This window comes from Ruegeria sp. AB7 (assembly GCF_056542625.1).
Map to the genome: position 1 here is coordinate 96,436 of NZ_JBQGAC010000006.1, position 18,438 is coordinate 114,873.

Genomic DNA, 18,438 nt, shown 5'->3' on the forward strand with positions numbered 1-18,438 from the left:
GTAGAACATTTGGGGGTTTTATATGTTCGGCGGGATGCAGCGCCGTATCGTTTCACTCTGGTTTCCCCGGCTGGCAAGTGACCGGGCTTTGCGTGTGCGCCCGGTCGATGGGCCGTTTGTTCTGACGCTGAAACAGAACAATGCAAACCGGGTGTATTGCCTGAATGTACAGGCCCAGCGGCAGGGCCTGCACAGCGGCATGCCCTATTCCGATGCCCGCGCCTTTTGCCCCGATCTGCAAAGCCATCCTGCCGACCCGCAAGGGGATCAACGGTTTCTGCACGCCCTGCGCCGCTGGGCCACGCGCTATTGCCCCTGGGTCGGGCTCGAGGGTGAGGATGGGCTGGTTCTGGACATCACAGGATCGGCGCATCTTGCGGGCGGGGAAGAGATGATGCTGACCGACATACGCAGGCGTCTGGCCCGGGCCGGGCTGGCGGTGCAGATCGGTCTGGCCCCGACACGCGGTGCGGCCTGGGCTTTGGCCCATTATGGCGAAGGGGTTGCGACCCAGGATACGCTGAAGGCCATCCGCGCCCTGCCGGTGGCAGCACTGCGGCTGGATGAGGATACCTCGGTCGCGCTGCAACGGCTGGGACTGCGCCGGATTGGCGAACTGGCGCAAACCCCGCGCGCGCCGCTGACACGCCGCTTTGGCCCCGAGGTACTGATGCGGCTGGATCAGGCGTTGGGGGATCAGCCCGAACAGATTACCCCGCTGGCCGATCCGCCCCATTACGGCGTGCGCATGACCCTGCCCGAGCCCATTGGGCTGTTGTCCGACATGATGGCCGGGGCGGAACGGCTGCTGGAACGGCTCTGCGACAAGCTGAAAGCGCAGGAAATGGGCGCGCGCAAGCTGTGCATGACCTTGCGCCGGGTGGATCAGGATCATCAGCAGGTCGAACTGCGGCTGGCCCGCCCCTTGCGTGATCCATATCGCATCCTGCCCCTGTTCGAGCGTGGACTGACCGAGGTGGATGCAGGCTTTGGCGTCGATCAGCTGCGGCTGGAGGCCACGCTGGTGGAACCCCTGCCCGTGCGCCAGATCAGCCGCGCCGCAAGCCGGGGCAAGGATCAACTGGATGACCTGATCACCCGCATCGGCACCCGGATCGGGCTGGAACAGGTCCACCGCCTACTGCCCGCGCAAAGCCATATCCCCGAGCGCAGCTTCATCATCTCGCCCGCCGCCTATTCCGACCCTGCAGGCGGTTGGGTCGCCCTGCGCCCTCGCCCTCTGCAGCTGTTTCCGCCAGAACCTATCGCCGGATCAGGCCCGCACCCGCCGCGCCGCTTTCGCTGGCGGCGGATGTCGCTGACCACAGGCCGCTCAACCGGCCCCGAACGCATCTGCCCCGAATGGTGGCTGGAAGATGAGAACTGGCGCACGGGCCTGCGCGATTACTGGCAGGTTGAAACCCGGCAGGGGCGGCGGTTGTGGCTGTATTACACGCCGCAAAATCCGGGATGGTTCGTGCATGGGGAATTCGCATGAGCAAACCGAACCCGCCCAGCTCGCACGCGCAGGACCCCGGCTATGCCGAGTTGGGCGTAACCACCAATTTCACCTTCCTGACCGGAGCCTCACACCCAGAAGAGCTGGTAACCCGCGCGGCAGAGCTGGGCCTGAAGGCCATCGCGATCACCGACCGGAACTCACTGGCTGGGGTGGTCCGGGGCTGGAGCGCGTTGAAAGAACTGCGGCGCGAGGCTGAAGGCGCGGTTCAGATCCGCTCGCAGCACCGCCTCGATTCTTCGTCCCGACAAGAGGTCGGGCATGTGCAGCCAATCGACAAACCGGACGTACCCGCCCTGCCCAAGTTGATCGTCGGCTGCCGTCTGGTTCTGCGCGACAGCGCGGTGCACTGGCTGGCCCTGCCCCGCGACCGCGCCGCCTATCAGCGGCTGACCCGGCTGCTGACGCTGGGCAAGCGACGGGCCGAGAAAGGCGACTGTCATCTGGACCTGCAGGACATGCTGGCGGCCTGTCAGGGGATGATACTGATCGCGCTGCCTCAGGCGGGGTTGAAACAGGCCATCCCCGATATTCAGACCGTCCGGCGGCAATTCCCCAATGCGGTGTTTCTGGGGGCCGTGCCGCGTTATGACGGCAGCGACCGGGCCTATCTGACGGCCTGTGCGCAGGCGGCGCTGCGGGCCTCGGCCCCGATGGTGGCGGTGGGCGATGTGCTGATGCACCGTGGCAGCCGCCGCCAACTGGCCGATGTGCTGACCTGCATGCGCGAACACATCACGATTGACCAGATCGGCACCCGCGCCCTGCCCAATGCCGAGCGGCGGCTGAAAGGCTACGCGGATATGGCCCGGCTGTTTCAGGACCACCCCGGCGCGCTGCGCCGCACGCTGGAAATCGCCGACCGCTGCAGCTTTGACTTAAGTGAGTTGTCTTATGAATACCCCGACGAGATCGCCAGCACTGAAACCCCGCTGGCGCGGCTAGAACGTCTGGCGCGCGAGGGGTTGAAACGGCGCTATCCCGATGGCCCGACCGAGAAGGCCATCAACCTGATGAAAAAGGAACTGGCGCTGGTCGCCGATCTGGATTTCCCGGCCTATTTCCTGACCGTGCATGACATTGTGCAATTCGCCCGCTCGCAAGGCATTCTGTGTCAGGGGCGCGGCTCGGCCGCCAATTCGATCCTGTGTTATCTGCTGGGCATCACCGATGTCAGCCCCGACATGATCGCCATGGTGTTCGAGCGTTTTGTCTCGAAATACCGGGGTGAGCCGCCGGATATCGATGTGGATTTCGAACACGAGCGGCGCGAAGAGGTGATCCAATGGATTTACGAGCAATATGGCCGCCACCGCGCGGGCCTCTGTGCCACGGTCATCCATTTCCGATCCCGCGCGGCAATCCGCGAGGTGGGCAAGGTGATGGGCCTGTCTCAGGACGTGACCGCGGGCCTGTCCGGCCAGATCTGGGGGATGAGCAATGGCGGCGTTGATGCCGAGCGGCTGCAGGAACTGGGCCTCGACCTCAAAGACCGGCGCCTGATGCAGACGGTTCGCCTGATTGGCGAGATCATCGGCTTCCCCCGCCACCTGTCGCAGCATGTGGGCGGGTTTGTCATCACCAAAGGGCGGCTGGATGAGCTGTGCCCGATCGAAAACGCCGCGATGGAAGACCGCACCGTGATCGAGTGGGATAAGGACGATATCGACGCGCTTGGCATTCTGAAGGTGGATATATTGGGGCTGGGGATGCTCAGCTGTATCCGCAAGGCGTTTGACCTGATGCAACAGCACAACAGCGAAACCCTCAGCATCGCGACCGTCCCGCAAGAGGACACGGCGACCTATGACATGCTGTGCGCCGCTGATGCGGTGGGCGTGTTTCAGGTCGAAAGCCGGGCGCAGATGAATTTCCTGCCCCGGATGAGGCCGCGCGAATTCTACGATCTGGTGATCGAGGTTGCCATCGTCCGCCCCGGCCCCATTCAGGGCGATATGGTGCAGCCCTATATCCGGCGGCGCAACGGGCTGGAAAAATCCGAACCCTTCGGCCCCGCCTTGGAAGAGGTGACGCGGCGCACGCTGGGCGTGCCGCTGTTTCAGGAACAGGCCCTGCAAATCGCCGTGGTTGGGGCAGGTTTTTCGGCGGAAGAGGCTGACCACCTGCGCCGCTCCTTGGCTTCGTTCCGGCGCATGGGGACGATTGGCACCTATCGCGACAAGTTCATCGCGGGAATGCTGAACAATGGCTATACGCCCGAGGTCGCCGACCGCTGCTTTGGCCAGATCGAAGGGTTTGCCGATTACGGCTTTCCCGAAAGCCATGCCGCGGCATTTGCGATGCTGGCCTATGTCTCGGCCTGGATGAAATGCCACCACCCGGCGATCTTTGCCTGCGCGCTGCTGAACTCGCAGCCCATGGGGTTTTACGCGCCTGCCCAGATCGTGCGCGACGCGCGCGAGCATGGGGTCGAGATTCGTCCGGTCTGCGTTAACGCCTCGGAATGGGACAATCTGCTGGAACGCCGCGCCGATGGGGCGCTGTCCCTGCGGCTGGGTTTTCGCCAGATCAAGGGGTTCAAGCAGGAGGATGCGGATTGGATCGTGGCCGCGCGCGGCAATGGGTATCCGGACCCCGAAACGCTGTGGCTGCGGGCCGGGCTGCGCCCGGATGTTCTGACCCGTCTGGCCGAGGCGGATGCATTCTCCGGCATGGACCTGACCCGGCGCGACGCCCTGTGGCATGTCAAAGCCATCCGCAGCCGGACCGCCCTGCCACTGTTCAATGACCCGATCGATGGCGAAAGCATCAACGAGCCACAGGTCAACCTACCGGTGATGCATCTGGGCGAGGAAGTTGTCGAAGACTACGTCTCGACCCGTCTGACCCTACGCTCGCACCCGATGGAGCTGTTGCGCCCATCCATCCCCGGCCTTGTGCCGCATGCCACGCTGCAGGACATCCCGCTGGGCCGCTACAGCGTCTGCGGGCTGGTGATCACACGCCAACGGCCGGGAACCGCCTCGGGCGTGATCTTTCTGACGCTTGAAGATGAAACCGGGGTCAGCAATGTGGTTGTCTGGCCCAAGGTCTATGAACGCTTTCGCCGCATCGTGATGGGCGGGCGGTTGCTGCAGGTCCGCGGGTATCTGCAGCGCGAGGGGATCGTCGTGCATCTGATCGCGCAGGAAATCACCGATATGTCGCATAAACTGTCCGAGCTTGGGCATCCGCTGGATGAGGCCATCGGCATCACCCAACCGCAAGCGGATGACACCCCGCGCCCCCGGCAGAACGGCCCAAGCGCCCGCCATCCGCGCGAACAGGCCAAGCGTCTGTTCCCAAGCCGGGATTTTCACTAGAACCCGCGCCAGCATAAGGCCAGTTTCAAAGAAACATCTGGCTAACGTGATCCGGTCACCTCTTTCCCTTGCCCTTGCCCGCAATATGTTGCACCACACACGGGTTCAAACCCGGTGAACGGGCCAAAGGATAAGGACAAGGCGCATGGCTGACGGATCGATCGACATCAACGCAAAACCCACCGAGGACATTTCGGTTCGCGAGGTGTTTGGCATTGACAGCGATATGGCAGTCAAAGGCTTTGCCGAACGCAGCGACCGCGTGCCGGTGATCGACCCGACCTACAAGTTCGATCCCGAAACCACGTTGGCGATTCTTGCGGGCTTTACCCATAACCGCCGGGTGATGATTCAGGGCTATCACGGCACCGGGAAATCGACCCATATCGAACAGGTTGCCGCCCGTCTGAACTGGCCTGCCGTGCGCGTGAACCTCGACAGCCATATCAGCCGGATCGACCTGATTGGTAAGGACGCGATCAAACTGCGCGACGGCAAGCAGGTCACTGAATTCCACGAAGGCATCCTGCCCTGGGCGCTGCGCAACCCCGTTGCCATCGTCTTCGACGAATACGACGCGGGCCGTGCGGATGTGATGTTCGTGATCCAACGCGTGCTGGAGCATGACGGCAAGCTGACCTTGCTGGACCAGAACGAGATCATCACACCGAACCCGAACTTCCGCCTGTTTGCCACCGCCAACACCGTGGGTCTGGGCGACACCACCGGCCTCTATCATGGCACGCAGCAGATCAACCAGGCGCAGATGGACCGCTGGTCGCTGGTTTCGACGCTGAACTATCTCAGCCACGATGCGGAAACGATGATCGTTCTGTCGAAAGCGCCGCATTACAACACCGCCGAGGGCCGCAAGACCGTCAGCCAGATGGTCACCGTCGCTGACCTGACCCGGACCGCCTTCATGAACGGTGATCTGTCCACCGTCATGAGCCCCCGGACCGTGATCAACTGGGCCCAAAACGCAGAAATCTTCCGCAACATCGGCTATGCCTTCCGCCTGTCGTTCCTGAACAAATGTGACGAGCTAGAGCGCCAGACGGTTGCTGAGTTCTATCAGCGCTGCTTTGATGAGGAACTGCCGGAAAGCGCGGCGAGCGCGAGCTTGGGCTAAGCAATATGAATTGCGCCCTGCGGGGCGCAATGCCTCCGGCGGAGGTATTTTTGGCCAGATGAAGGGGGATCCGGTTTCGCATTGATGCGGCGGGTCACTGCAACACAAAGGGCGATTGAACATGGTGCAGAAGAACGACAATCCTGCTGATCCGTTCAAGAAGGCTCTGGCCGAGGCTACTAAAGTTATGGCCGACGACCCCGAATTGTCGGTGAGCTACACTGTTGATCCATCGGGCCTGTCGGGCGAGTCGATGCGTTTGCCGCAGGTCTCACGCCGGATGACGCGCGAAGAGGTTCTGTTGGCGCGCGGAACGGCAGACGCGTTAGCTTTACAACGCAAATATCATGATGACGCGACCCATGCGCGATATGCCCCTCCAGGTGATATGGCGCGGGATCTTTATGAGGCGATGGAGACCGCCCGGTGCGAGGCGATGGGTGCGCGGGACATGCCCGGCACCGCGTCGAATATCGACGTCAAGATCGGGCACGAGGCGATCCGGCGCGGCTATGATCAGTGCAAACAGCCTGCGGATGCGCCATTGGCTGTGGCGGCGGGCTATCTGATCCGGCATCTGGCCACGGGCCGCGACATGCCGCCTGCCGCCGAGAATGTCATGAACCTGTGGCGCGGATTTATCGAGGAACAGGCCGGCGGGACGCTGGAAAACCTTGACGAAATCCTTTCGGACCAGGCCGAATTTGCCAAGTTCGCCCGACAGATGATCAAAGATCTGGGTTACGGCGATCAGCTGGGTGATGACCCGGATGAACTGGACGACGAACAGGAAGATCAGGCCGAAGAAGACGCCGAAGAGCAGCCCGATCCCGACAGCACCGGGCAGGATGATCAGGACGAACAGGACGCCGATGCAACCCCTGAACAAACTCAGGAAGAACAGCAGGACCAGTCTCAGGCCCAGGTCTCGATGGACGAGATGGCCGAGGATGAGATGGGCGATGAGGCTGAAATGCCCGAGGGCGAGGCTCCGCTGGAACCCCCTGCTCCTCCGCCCGCATCCGAGGCTGATCCGGACTACAAGGTCTACCTGAACACCCATGACGAAGAGATTGCTGCCGAGGATCTGGCGGAACCGGCTGAACTGGAGCGCCTGCGGGCGTACCTTGACCAGCAGCTTGAACCGCTGAAAGGCGCAGTGAGCCGTCTGGCCAACAAGTTGCAACGCCGCCTGCAGGCGCAGCAGAACCGGTCTTGGGAATTCGACCGCGAGGAAGGCATTCTGGATGCCGGACGTCTGGCGCGTGTCGTGGCCAACCCGACCACGCCGCTAAGCTTCAAGGTCGAAAAAGATACCGAATTCCGCGATACAGTGGTGACGCTGCTTCTGGACAATTCCGGCTCGATGCGGGGCCGTCCGATCTCGATTGCCGCGATCTGTGCAGATGTCCTGGCGCGGACGCTGGAACGTTGCAACGTCAAGGTCGAGATTCTGGGCTTTACCACCCGGGCCTGGAAAGGCGGTCAGGCGCGCGAGGCGTGGCTGAACGATGGCCGCCCGCAACAACCGGGGCGTCTGAACGATCTGCGCCACATCATCTACAAGGGCGCCGATGCCCCGTGGCGGCGCGCGCGACCCAATCTGGGTCTGATGATGAAAGAGGGCCTGCTGAAGGAAAACATCGACGGTGAGGCGCTGGAATGGGCGCATCGCCGGATGCTCGCGCGGCGTGAGGCCCGCAAGATTCTAATGGTGATCTCGGATGGCGCGCCGGTGGATGATTCAACGCTCAGCGTGAACCCGGCGAACTATCTGGAAAAACACCTGCGCGACGTGATTGCGATGGTGGAAAAACGCAAGATGGTGGAATTGCTGGCCATCGGGATCGGCCATGACGTGACGCGCTATTATGACCGCGCCGTCACGATCACCGATGTCGAGCAGCTTGCAGGTGCTATGACCGAGCAGTTGGCCGCACTGTTCGACAGCGATCCGCGCGCCCGCGCGCGCGTGATGGGGATGAAGCGGGCCAGTTGACGGCCCTGCTTCGACGGTGCAGACTTAGTGCCATCCAAGCCAGTTTTTGCACCGCTGAAGGCGACTTTGCTTATGGTGGCGCAACGGATAGCGCATAAGCGCTAAATCGAAGGGCAGGAACATCATTCGTTCTCCTGTTTATCTGCTTGGATAGTGTCCCAACCCTGCCCGGCCTGCTTGTAGCTGGTCCTGAGATACGCCCTAGAAACCCATGAGATTGTTGTTGAACCTTGTCGTTCCGCGAGAAACGGAGTGTATTTGCCCCATGCGCTATGAGTTTGCAGACTGTATTCTGGATGTGGATCGACACGTCCTGACCCGCCGGGGCGAGCCCGTCGCAATCGAACCTCAGGTATTCGATCTGTTGGTCCTCTTGGCCCAGCACCCAGGTAAGCTGGTGCCCCGGGACGAGATCATCGCGCGGGTATGGAGTGGCCGCTTTGTCTCGGATTCTACCATCAGCGCACGAATTGCAGCAGCGCGTAAAGCAGTCGGCGATGATGGCAAAGCGCAGCGGATCATTCGGACAGTCGTACGGCGCGGGTTGCAAATGGCGGCGGATGTGACCTGTGACGCCGACACCGATTCAGGCGTAGAAAACCATACGCAACGGCTGCGTTACGCGCGCGGTGCGAAGGGTCGCGCTGTTCCATACACGCTTTCCGGTGATGGGTTGCCGGTGCTGCGCATCGGTTCGGTCGTGCACGATCTGGAGGCGGAATGGCGCATCCCGTCCGAGCGTACCCGGTTACAGGACATGGCAAACCGTTTCCGCCTGTTACGCTACAACAAGGACAATGACGTCAGCTCAAACATCGACCATCAGGCGGTGTATGACCGCAGAATAGAAGAAATCCTGACCGTCGTGAATGCAGCGGGGTTTGACCGCTTTTCCATTCTCGGTGAAATGGGCGGCACCTTCCCTGCCCTACACTTCGCCGCAAGACACCCCGAGCGGATTGACAAGCTGGTTATCTCCGGCGGATGGGCTGAAGGGCGAGATTACCGGGAAGACACCAAACAACCCGACTCGATCCGGTCACTGATCGCGGAAGGCTGGAACAAGCCGGGCAGCGGCTATGCTATGGGCGCTGAATTCAGCTATTTTCCCGAAGGTCCGCTGGATAGCGTTCGGCACATGGTGAATGAATTGCAGACACTTTATTCAAGCGAGGAAAGACTTCAATACCGTGACATCGCCAATAGCACCTCGGTGCTGCAACTTCTTCCGATGGTGCAATGCCCCACGCTGGTTCTGCACGGGCGGCACACAGCCGTTCACCCCCTGTCCGAGGCGCGCAAACTGGCGGCTGGAATCCCCAATGCCTCGCTTGTGATCCTTGAGACCGGCAACCAGATACCATTGCCTGGAAATGAGGCCTACAACCCGTATATCCAGGCCATTCAACGCTTTCTTGAGACAGAAGAATAGTGTGCGCCGGGGCGCTGGACATTTCCTACCGCAGGCCGCAGGTTTGCGCGCAGCAAGACTGACGAATGAGGCCGCCCATGTTCCAGAGTTTCGAAGTGACCGCACGCCCCGAGCAAGGCCCACCACGACTGGCCGCTTTGCGGGACGAGCTGGCGCGCGAAGGCCTGCAGGGCTTCCTGATCCCGCGTGCGGATGCGCATCAGGGTGAATATGTGGCCCCTCGGGATGAAAGGCTGGCCTGGCTTACCGGGTTCACCGGTTCTGCGGGGTTTTGCGCGGCGCTCACGGACATTGCCGGGGTTTTCATCGACGGGCGCTATCGCACTCAGGTAAAGGCCCAGGTCGCACAGGATTACACGCCGGTCCCATGGCCAGATGTCAGCCTGAGCGCGTGGTTGAAAGAGCAATTGCCAAATAGCGGCAAAGTCGGGTTTGATCCGTGGCTCCACGCTGCAGGACAGATTTCGTCTGCACAGAAAGAGCTTGAAGGCAGCGGCGTCGAACTGGTGCGCTGTGATAACCTTGTAGACCGAATTTGGGCGGATCAACCCGACCCTCCGATGAATCCTGTCAGGGCACATCCGATTGAATTTGCAGGTGAAAGCGCCGAGAGCAAAATCAAGCGCCTCGCGAGTGACCTGCAGAGCGCAGATCGTGCGGCAGCGGTGATCACCTTGCCGGATTCGATCATGTGGCTGTTGAACATTCGCGGCGCGGACATCGCATACAACCCTGTGGCCCATGGCTTTGCCATCCTGCACGGTGATGGGCGGGTGGATCTGTTCATGGCCGCTGCCAAACTGACCGGGATCGGGGATCATCTGGGCCCGCAGGTCACCCAACACCAACCCGACGCGTTCCTGACAGCGGTTGAGGCACTTGAAGGCAAGGTACAGGTCGATCCGGGAACGGTTCCGCAGATCATAGCGGATGCGTTGGGGGACCGTATGGTCGATGGCGGCGATCCCTGCGCCCTGCCCAAAGCCCGCAAGAACCCGGCCGAAATCGCAGGCACGGCCGAGGCACATCTGCGAGATGCCGCAGCGGTGATCGAACTGCTGTGTTGGCTGGACACGCAGAAGCCCGGCACCCTGACCGAGACACAGGTAGTAACGCGGCTGGAAGAAAGCCGCCGCCGGGACAACGCGCTGCAGGATATCTCATTCGACACCATCGCGGGCACCGGGCCGAACGGGGCCATCATGCATTATCGCGTGACCGAGGAAACCGACAGCAGGCTGGAAAACGGTCACCTGCTGGTGCTGGACAGCGGTGGGCAATATCTGGACGGCACCACCGATATCACCCGCACAATTGCAATCGGTGATGTTGGGGATGAGGAAAAGGACTGCTTTACACGCGTCCTCAAAGGCATGATCGCCATGTCGATGCTACGCTGGCCTGTTGGCTTGGCAGGACGCGATATCGAATGCGTAGCGCGGCTGCCGCTGTGGCTGGCCGGGCAGGATTTCAACCATGGGGTCGGTCATGGGGTCGGTACCTATCTCAGCGTGCATGAAGGCCCCCAGCGTCTGTCTCGGGTCAGCCATGTCCCGCTTGAGCCGGGTATGATCCTGTCGAACGAGCCGGGATATTACCGCGAGGGTGCTTTTGGCATCCGGCTTGAGAACCTTGTCGTAGTGGAAGAGGCCCCAAACCTGCCCAGCGGTGACGACGAACGCGCCATGCTGAACTGGCGTACGCTGACTTATGTCCCAATCGACAGGCGTTTGATTGTAGTCGATATGCTGACACGAGAGGAACGTGCTTGGCTGAACGCCTATCACCGCGACGTGGCGGAAAAAGTCCGGCCAAGGCTGGGCGACGCCGCTCAACTGTGGTTGGATGCCGCAACCGCACCGGTCTGACACCGGATTGTTACATAGTTTGGGCAGAGGAGAAGCCCTGACACGACGAGGGAAGGAACAGGAATGACAGACACCATCACGATCCGCAAAGCACCGGGCAAATGGAGCGTCCGTTCAGGCGGCGCGATTTTGGGTGAAACCAACAACGCGCTGGAACTTCTGGAAGGCGACAAAGACCCGGTTATCTACTTCCCGCGTGCGGACATTGCGATGGCCTTTCTGGATCGGACCAACAAAGTCACCCAATGCGCAGGCAAGGGAGACGCCACGCATTTCTCGATCGTAAACAAATCCTCAGTCACCGAAAACGCCGCTTGGAGTTATGAAAACCCGATCGACGCGGTGGCCGAAATCAAGGATCACCTGGCCTTTTATCCCGCAGACTCGATCAAGGTGGAACAACTCTGATCCCAGTATCCGTGCAGGACCGGATCGATCTGCAAAACGGCGAAGATCCTCAGAACCTGCCCTGTCCACAATGTTGCGAGGTGACCATGCCAAAGCGTCTATTGAATTCCGCAGGCCCGATTGCGGCCCTGACGATGGCCTTTTCAATGGCCCTGCCCGCCGCAAGCTCTGCCAACACCGGTCTGGCCAATCCCGCGGCAACATATTGCATCGCGCAAGGCGGGCTCTACGGTATACATGACGGTCCGGACGGTCAGAGCGGTATCTGCCAATTGCCCGACGGCACCCGGATCGATGCCTGGACCTATTTTCGCGAACACCATGCGGGCGCGGATGGCAGCAAGCCGGTCGGCCTTGCAAATCCCGCCGCCGTGTACTGTGGCTCAATTGGAGGCGAATATGACCTGACCACGTCTCGCTGCGCACTGAGCGACGGTACGTCCGCCGATGCATGGGAGCTGTACCGCAAGGCACATGGAAAAACGCATCAGGTGGTGAACCCAGCAGCAGCCTACTGCCTTGAGATCGGCGGCAGCTACAAGATCAAAGACACTGGTTCGGGTCAGGTGGGTATATGCACCAAGCCGGACGGCACCTCGCAGGACGCATGGGCCCTATTCCGTGCGGAAAATCCCGAGTGATCCGTTCCGATAATCAAGCCCGACATCCACACCCAAAATGAACCTGAAGCCCCGATTGAGCCGCAGTTTATCGACGATCAGAGCGCGTGGTAGTGACCGTTTTGCGACAGCCTGATCGCGTCCATTAAGTCGCCTTGGCTAATTTTCAGGTTTTCCTGCTACGGAAGCACATCATCTGGCTGTAGATTTCACTAGGATTTGCCTTCCTCGCTTTCGATGAAGGGTTCGAGATTCACGAAAGTCTGGACAGGGCATTTCACCGCTTTTTCGGGATTGCACAAACCAGCCTGACCGACCGGATCGACGACATACCTGATCTCCGGATTTGCCCTTCAGACCGCATCCTTGGTGCTCGATGCCGTTACAAATGACAGCGCCTTGTTTCCGTGAGCCGATATCCCCGGGGCCAATGTTCTTGATGTAAAACTGCCTCTTCGCGCGCTTGAAGAAGTTGCAAAGTTGATGCCCGAGGTGGAGTTCCTTGCCTGTTTCGTTCAGGTTCTTCGATAGGTCAAATCGACCTCTGATCAGCCATTCGATGCAATCTCTGCACCGGCGGCCGAGAAAACCTGCCAATAAACACACACCCGCCTCGAAACAGTAAGTCGCAACATAGGTTTCAGAATCACCCGTGCCGCGATTGCAGTAGCCCTGGACGATCTGCTGTTCTAGTGTCGCGCAGCGACCAGACATAGGACTTGGGAATGAAAATCGCCACCGCCGCCTACGACCTCGATTGGCTCGATAGTTGGGCTCAATATGAAGACAAGCTTGAGGCATGGGTTTCCGAGGCCGCAGGACAAGGTGCCGACCTTCTGGTCTTTCCCGAATATGGCGCAATGGAGTTGTCGACGCTCGACGGCCCTAAGGTGGCCGGCGATCTCGAACGCTCAATCCGGGCGGTTTCCGACCGGATGGAAGATGTACAAGTTGTGCATTCGCGCCTTGCAAAGATGTATAACACATACATTCTGGGGGCTTCCGCCCCGGTCATCGACGGACCAGGGCGCCCGGTGAACCGCGCAATGTTCTACGCTCCTGACGGTCGTCTCGATCATCAGGACAAGCAGATCATGACACGGTTTGAACGCGAGGCCTGGGACATCGCCCCGGGCGGTTCGTTGAAACTGTTTGATACCGCATTGGGTAAAATCGGCGTTCTGATCTGCTATGACAGTGAGTTCCCTCTCTTGGGCCGGGCCCTGAGCGAGGCCGATTTGATCCTCGTACCATCCTGCACCGAAGCCCTGTCCGGGTATTGGCGTGTGCGGATCGGCGCCATGTCTCGTGCCCTTGAAAATCAATGCGTTACGGTAATGTCATCGTTAGTTGGCGGCAATGAATGGTCCGAAGCAGTCGACATGAATACCGGCATGGGTGGCGTGTTTGGCCCGCCCGATATCGGGTTCCCACCGACGGGAGTGCTTGCCGAGGGCACGCTGAATACCGCCGGCTGGACCTATGCCGAGGCCGACCTGTCCACAATTGCAAACGTCCGCGCAGACGGGTGGGTGTTGAACCGCACGCACTGGACCGAGCAAGACGCTCGGGTCGATTCAGTCACAATATCACCCCTTTAGGTGACTTCGCCCTTGAAATAAGGCCGAAATAGGCTCATTTAAGCGCACGATCTGCAGATTCTGCAGGTGCAACCTAATGATGGAGACAACATGGCCAAGGAAGATACGCTCGAATTTCCCGGTGTCGTGAAGGAACTCCTGCCTAATGCGACGTTTCGGGTCGAGCTGGAAAACGGCCATGAGATCATCGCACATACGGCAGGCAAGATGCGCAAGAACCGCATCCGTGTTCTGGCCGGCGACAAAGTTCAGGTCGAAATGACCCCATATGATCTGACCAAGGGTCGGATCAACTATCGCTTCAAGTAACGCTTCGTACATGGCGTTTATCCTCGGATCGGGCAGCCCGCGGCGGCTGGACCTGCTGGCGCAGCTTGGCGTTCAGCCCGATGCGATCCGTCCGCCGGATATCGATGAAACCCCGCTGAATGGCGAACTGCCGACCCCCTATTGCAGCCGCATTACCCGGAAAAAAGTTCAGGCTGTTCAAGCTGATAGCGATGATATCACCTTATGTGCTGACACTACGGTCGCACTGGGTCGCCGCATTCTTGGCAAACCCGAAGACGCGGGACAAGCTGCTGAGTTTCTGCACGCCCTGTCCGGCCGACGCCATCGGGTGATCACTTCGGTCGCTGTGCGGCGCGGGGCTAAAATCCTCCAGCGTGATGTGGTTTCTCTGGTAAAAGTGAAACGTCTGTCCGACAGCGAAATCAATGCCTATCTTGCGACGGATGACTGGCAGGGCAAGGCCGGAGCCTATGCAATACAAGGTCCTGCCGGTGCGTTCATCCCGTGGATTTCAGGCTCGTTCACCGGTATCGTCGGCCTACCCCTGTCCGAAACTGCTGCACTGCTGCAAGGCATCGGCTATCCCTTATATCGCGAGGTTTCATGAAGGGTCGTACCATCATTCTGGATCATATTCAGGGACGCGAAGCTGCAGCTCTGATGGTGGATGGTGTTCTCGACGATTTCCTGATCGCCACAGATGCCCCTGCGCCAGGTACGATCTACCGCGCCCGCGCCGATCGCCCGGTCAAAGGTCAGGGCGGCATGTTTCTCACCACACCCGACGGCCCGGCTTTTCTGAGGCAAGTCAAAGGGTTGGCGCCCGGTGCTTTGCTACTGGTGCAGGTGACTGGATATGCCGAGCCCGGCAAAGCCATACCCGTCTCGAACCGTATTTTGTTCAAAAGCCGCTTTGCGATCGTGACACCTGACGCGCCCGGCCTGAACATCTCGCGCCGTATCCGTGATGAAGATACGCGCGACCAACTTCTCGAAATCGCGCATGAGCAAATGGGAAACAGCACGCACGGCCTGATCCTGCGCTCGTGCTGTCAGACGGCGGATGCAGATGAAATCGCTGAAGATATCACAGCCATGTTGGCACTTGCCGAGCAGGTATTGGTTGATACGGGCAGTGAACCAGAATTGCTGAGCGAGGGCGATGGTCCGCATATCCTGGCCTGGCGTGATTGGACGGACCCGGCAGAGGTCGTGACCGCATCCGGTGGATTTGAGGACCACGGTGTCGTTGATGCGCTCGATACAGCAAAGGGGATTTCCGAAACGCTTCCCGGTGGAGGACACCTCTATATCCAACCGACCCGCGCGCTGGTTGCGGTGGATGTGAACACCGGCGCCGACACATCTCTCGCAGCGGGAACCAAAGCTAACTTCGCCTGCGCCAAAGCCCTGCCGCGCGCCCTGCGCGTGCGCGGGTTGGGGGGGCAGATCACTCTGGACCTTGCACCGATGCCCAAGAAAGACCGGAGGGGTTTCGAATCGGCCTTGCGGTCGGCATTCAAGTCCGATCCTGACGAGACGATCCTGGCCGGTTGGACCCCGCTTGGCCATTTCGAACTACAGCGCAAACGTGGTCGTATCCCATTGACGGAGATCCTGAAATGAGCTGCCCGATCTGCGGAGAAGATACCCAGCAGGCCTTTCGACCATTCTGCTCCAAACGCTGCGCGGATATCGATCTGGCAAAATGGCTAAACGGTTCTTATGCGGTGCCATCGCAACGTGAAGAAGACGCCGACACGACCTCGGAACCAACCGAAAGCCCCACGTCCCTCCCGCATTGAAAAAATGTCAAAAAGCCTCTGGACACCGCCTGTGGCAAGTCATAGAAGGCCTCCACCCAATGGCAAACGCCATTCCCGTGCCCGGGTAGCTCAGGGGTAGAGCAGTGGATTGAAAATCCTCGTGTCGGTGGTTCGATTCCGCCCCCGGGCACCATTTCCTCAGGTAAGCTACTGTTTCCCTACAGCTTTAACTGGAGCTGACCAAGGGCGTAGTACATGCTGGAGAACAAAACCGTTCCCTTCTCATTTGTGAATGCAGAGGTCTTCTACTTCACACGACGGGTCCCGAAAGACCTCGATCACCACTAGCTGCAGAGAAGTGTTGCTTTCCGGCGGTCTCCGAGCGACTCAGTGCGATGGCTGAACTCGTGAGGCTGGGGATTCCCGTCTCGGCGAGGCTGCAGCCGCTTGTACCGGACAACGAAGAAGACGCGGCAAGACTAATTCGCGGATTCGCTGATTGTGGTGCGAAACACGTTTCGGTCGAGTAATTGAATCTGCCTATCGAAAAAAATGCTTCGCAGTCAAAAGTGTTGGAAAGAGTTCTTCCGAGCGCCCGAAAAGACTACCAATCACGGCAAGCGGATCGCGCAGGTAGGGAGTATGTGCTACCGCCTGAGCACAAGATTGAAGGCCACGAGTATCTATCGACAACCGCCAAGAAACATGGATTAATCTATGGCTATGCCGATAACGAGTTTTTGCTTCGCAACCCCTTTCGCTCTTGCTTTAATGGTGCAGATTTGTTCCTGAGGGGCTCTGGGTCGCTGACATCACGCATTTCATTGTGGTCAAGATAGCCATAGCTCAGCCCAAAACTCAGATCCGCAGCACCTAATCCTAACGAAAATTGACGGCATGATCTGCACCTCTCAGACCTAGTTATCACCCATACGTCGATCCATGTCATGCCTATTGCTTCACCAACGCAGGTCCATCTAGCGCGGGGGACGATCTAAATACTGAAGATTATTAGTGCGATCAATTTACACCTTTAACCGCAGAATAAAGTCGGCGGAATTTCATCAACCGCTCGGAAAGTGCAGCTATTTCAACGGGCTCAAACCTTTCGGTTGTGGGCGGCTGATATGCCAAATCGGCTTTCGTCAACGCGCCGAGACCACACGCCGCGAGCCGGGCTGCGCCATATGCCGGACCGGAATCCGCCCCATCAGATCGTACAATGGGTTTTCCAATCACCGTTGCGATCAAACCAAGCAACAATTCTGATCGGCTGCCGCCTCCTATGGCGGCCAATTCGGGCAGGTCGTCAATTGTGTCACCAAAACTGAGCGCTGCATCGGCAAAGCTAAACGCAATTGCCTCAACTACAGAGCGGCAGATGTCAGCACGTGTTGTTGAATCCTCCAGTCCAAAGAAACTGGCCCGAATACGTGGGTCTCCGTGCGGGCTGCGTTCACCCGTCAGATAGGGCAGAAAAATAGGAACGCGATCACCGTTGACCGTTTCAGCAAGCGCGACAACTTCGGTAGAAGTCAGCCCCAACTGATCCCCAATCCATGAAATGGGCCTTGCCCCGTTCAGCATCGCAGCCATTTGATACCAACGATCGGGCAGCGTGTGTGCAAAAGCATGAACATAGCGTTCAGGGTTAGGCTTATAACTTCGATTAGCCACAAATAGCTGACCGGATGTCCCAAGTGAGATGAACCCACGCCCTGGCTCGGTAGCACCCAATGACACCGCCCCTGTTGCCGCGTCCCCTCCTCCAGCCACGACGGGAATACCGGGTTTCAGCCCTGTCTCTGCCGCAGCACGTGCGGTCACTTTCCCAACAACCGTTTGACCGTCGAATACTGGCGGTAACCAGTCGGGCTTTACAAATGTGGCTTCGGTGACAGCGGCATTCCATTTGCGCGACGCCTGATCGAGCCACATTGTTCCGGCCGCATCGGACGTATCGGTTGCCAATTCTCCATGCAGGCATAAGCCGATGTAGTCTTTGGGCAGCAGGATATGGGCAAGTCGACCGTAATGTTCGGGCTCATGTTGTCTAAGCCATGCAATCTTAGGTGCGGTAAAGCCTGGCAAGGGCAGGACACCCGCAATCTGTCCAATCTTTGGTTCGGCCGCACGCAGTTCATCACACTCGCGTGCTGATCTGCTGTCATTCCAAAGGATCGCCGGGCGGATCGGACGCAGATCGCGGTCCAGCAAAACGGCTCCATGCATTTGACCGGACAATCCGACGGCCTTGATTTCGGACAACTCAATTCGGCCCACAAGTTGGTTCAAAGCGTCTACTGTCGCCTTCCACCAGAGGTCCGGGTGCTGCTCAGACCAGCCGGGTTGGGGTGAAGATGTCTGTATCCCCACCGAAGATGTCGCGAGAATCCGGTCCCTATCCGAGTAGGCAAGCTTGACAGCCGAAGTTCCGATATCGATCCCGAGATACATTCAAACCCCTCGCCCAATTCGA

14 protein-coding genes and 1 tRNA gene are annotated in these 18,438 nt (G+C 59.5%); 14 read left to right on the forward strand and 1 reads right to left on the reverse strand.

What is annotated here, in order from left to right:
* The first annotated feature begins 22 nt into the window (after window positions 1-22).
* The 14 genes from ACR0EN_RS15840 to ACR0EN_RS15905 all read left to right on the forward strand — a co-directional run bounded on the left by ACR0EN_RS15840 (window position 23) and on the right by ACR0EN_RS15905 (window position 16,152).
* A complete protein-coding gene (locus ACR0EN_RS15840) occupies window positions 23-1,498 on the forward strand; it encodes a Y-family DNA polymerase (protein WP_170818899.1) in 1,476 nt (491 codons plus the stop codon).
* Complete coding sequence (locus ACR0EN_RS15845) at window positions 1,495-4,842, forward strand: error-prone DNA polymerase (RefSeq protein WP_480587671.1); 3,348 nt, start codon at window positions 1,495-1,497, stop codon at window positions 4,840-4,842. The genes ACR0EN_RS15840 and ACR0EN_RS15845 overlap by 4 nt, the downstream gene beginning before the upstream one ends.
* A 145-nt stretch (window positions 4,843-4,987) precedes the next feature.
* Window positions 4,988-5,974, forward strand: coding sequence for a cobaltochelatase subunit CobS (gene cobS, locus ACR0EN_RS15850; RefSeq protein ID WP_010437533.1), 987 nt, complete (start codon window positions 4,988-4,990; stop codon window positions 5,972-5,974).
* Window positions 5,975-6,095: 121 nt separating this feature from the next.
* Entirely contained in the window at window positions 6,096-7,973 is a 1,878-nt protein-coding gene (gene cobT, locus ACR0EN_RS15855; protein ID WP_170392695.1) for a cobaltochelatase subunit CobT, read from the forward strand.
* Window positions 7,974-8,238: 265 nt separating this feature from the next.
* Window positions 8,239-9,405 carry an alpha/beta hydrolase gene (locus ACR0EN_RS15860; protein WP_480587675.1) on the forward strand — a complete coding sequence of 389 codons (1,167 nt, stop codon included), beginning with the start codon at window positions 8,239-8,241 and terminating at the stop codon, window positions 9,403-9,405.
* A gap of 77 nt (window positions 9,406-9,482) precedes the next feature.
* Entirely contained in the window at window positions 9,483-11,273 is a 1,791-nt protein-coding gene (locus tag ACR0EN_RS15865) for an aminopeptidase P family protein (RefSeq protein WP_480587678.1), read from the forward strand.
* Between the two features lie 63 nt (window positions 11,274-11,336).
* Window positions 11,337-11,681: a DUF427 domain-containing protein gene (locus ACR0EN_RS15870; RefSeq protein ID WP_170392698.1), complete on the forward strand. Its 345-nt coding sequence runs from the start codon at window positions 11,337-11,339 to the stop codon at window positions 11,679-11,681.
* 86 nt (window positions 11,682-11,767) lie between these two features.
* Entirely contained in the window at window positions 11,768-12,322 is a 555-nt protein-coding gene (locus tag ACR0EN_RS15875) for a DUF333 domain-containing protein (RefSeq protein ID WP_480587681.1), read from the forward strand.
* A 704-nt stretch (window positions 12,323-13,026) separates the two neighbouring features.
* Window positions 13,027-13,902, forward strand: a complete 876-nt coding sequence (locus ACR0EN_RS15880; protein WP_170625068.1) for a carbon-nitrogen hydrolase family protein — start codon at window positions 13,027-13,029, stop codon at window positions 13,900-13,902.
* 90 nt (window positions 13,903-13,992) lie between these two features.
* Window positions 13,993-14,211 carry a translation initiation factor IF-1 gene (infA, locus tag ACR0EN_RS15885; RefSeq protein WP_005978431.1) on the forward strand — a complete coding sequence of 73 codons (219 nt, stop codon included), beginning with the start codon at window positions 13,993-13,995 and terminating at the stop codon, window positions 14,209-14,211.
* A gap of 10 nt (window positions 14,212-14,221) precedes the next feature.
* Window positions 14,222-14,800 (forward strand): Maf family protein, encoded by a 579-nt coding sequence (locus ACR0EN_RS15890; RefSeq protein ID WP_170818903.1) that lies wholly within the window; start codon window positions 14,222-14,224, stop codon window positions 14,798-14,800.
* Complete coding sequence (locus ACR0EN_RS15895; RefSeq protein WP_170818904.1) at window positions 14,797-15,819, forward strand: ribonuclease E/G; 1,023 nt, start codon at window positions 14,797-14,799, stop codon at window positions 15,817-15,819. The genes ACR0EN_RS15890 and ACR0EN_RS15895 overlap by 4 nt, the downstream gene beginning before the upstream one ends.
* The gene (locus ACR0EN_RS15900; protein ID WP_170818905.1) at window positions 15,816-15,998 is read left to right on the forward strand and encodes a DNA gyrase inhibitor YacG; all 183 of its coding nucleotides are present in this window, start codon (window positions 15,816-15,818) and stop codon (window positions 15,996-15,998) included. Before ACR0EN_RS15895 ends, ACR0EN_RS15900 begins: the two co-directional genes overlap by 4 nt.
* A 79-nt stretch (window positions 15,999-16,077) precedes the next feature.
* Window positions 16,078-16,152: transfer RNA gene (locus ACR0EN_RS15905), tRNA-Phe, on the forward strand.
* Between the two features lie 827 nt (window positions 16,153-16,979).
* On the opposite strand, the gene xylB is transcribed toward ACR0EN_RS15905, so the two are convergent.
* Window positions 16,980-18,416: a xylulokinase gene (gene xylB, locus ACR0EN_RS15910; RefSeq protein WP_480587686.1), complete on the reverse strand. Its 1,437-nt coding sequence runs from the start codon at window positions 18,414-18,416 to the stop codon at window positions 16,980-16,982.
* Between the last annotated feature and the right edge of the window lie 22 nt (window positions 18,417-18,438).

Bases quoted from the DNA above. Each gene is read 5' to 3' on its own strand.
- cobS (WP_010437533.1), top strand. From the start codon at position 4,988: ATGGCTGACGGATCGATCGACATCAACGCAAAACCCACCGAGGACATT.
- ACR0EN_RS15875 (WP_480587681.1), top strand. From the start codon at position 11,768: ATGCCAAAGCGTCTATTGAATTCCGCAGGCCCGATTGCGGCCCTGACG.
- ACR0EN_RS15860 (WP_480587675.1), top strand. From the start codon at position 8,239: ATGCGCTATGAGTTTGCAGACTGTATTCTGGATGTGGATCGACACGTC.
- cobT (WP_170392695.1), top strand. From the start codon at position 6,096: ATGGTGCAGAAGAACGACAATCCTGCTGATCCGTTCAAGAAGGCTCTG.
- ACR0EN_RS15865 (WP_480587678.1), top strand. From the start codon at position 9,483: ATGTTCCAGAGTTTCGAAGTGACCGCACGCCCCGAGCAAGGCCCACCA.
- ACR0EN_RS15845 (WP_480587671.1), top strand. From the start codon at position 1,495: ATGAGCAAACCGAACCCGCCCAGCTCGCACGCGCAGGACCCCGGCTAT.
- ACR0EN_RS15870 (WP_170392698.1), top strand. From the start codon at position 11,337: ATGACAGACACCATCACGATCCGCAAAGCACCGGGCAAATGGAGCGTC.
- ACR0EN_RS15895 (WP_170818904.1), top strand. From the start codon at position 14,797: ATGAAGGGTCGTACCATCATTCTGGATCATATTCAGGGACGCGAAGCT.
- xylB (WP_480587686.1), bottom strand. From the start codon at position 18,416: ATGTATCTCGGGATCGATATCGGAACTTCGGCTGTCAAGCTTGCCTAC.
- infA (WP_005978431.1), top strand. From the start codon at position 13,993: ATGGCCAAGGAAGATACGCTCGAATTTCCCGGTGTCGTGAAGGAACTC.
- ACR0EN_RS15840 (WP_170818899.1), top strand. From the start codon at position 23: ATGTTCGGCGGGATGCAGCGCCGTATCGTTTCACTCTGGTTTCCCCGG.
- ACR0EN_RS15890 (WP_170818903.1), top strand. From the start codon at position 14,222: ATGGCGTTTATCCTCGGATCGGGCAGCCCGCGGCGGCTGGACCTGCTG.
- ACR0EN_RS15900 (WP_170818905.1), top strand. From the start codon at position 15,816: ATGAGCTGCCCGATCTGCGGAGAAGATACCCAGCAGGCCTTTCGACCA.
- ACR0EN_RS15880 (WP_170625068.1), top strand. From the start codon at position 13,027: ATGAAAATCGCCACCGCCGCCTACGACCTCGATTGGCTCGATAGTTGG.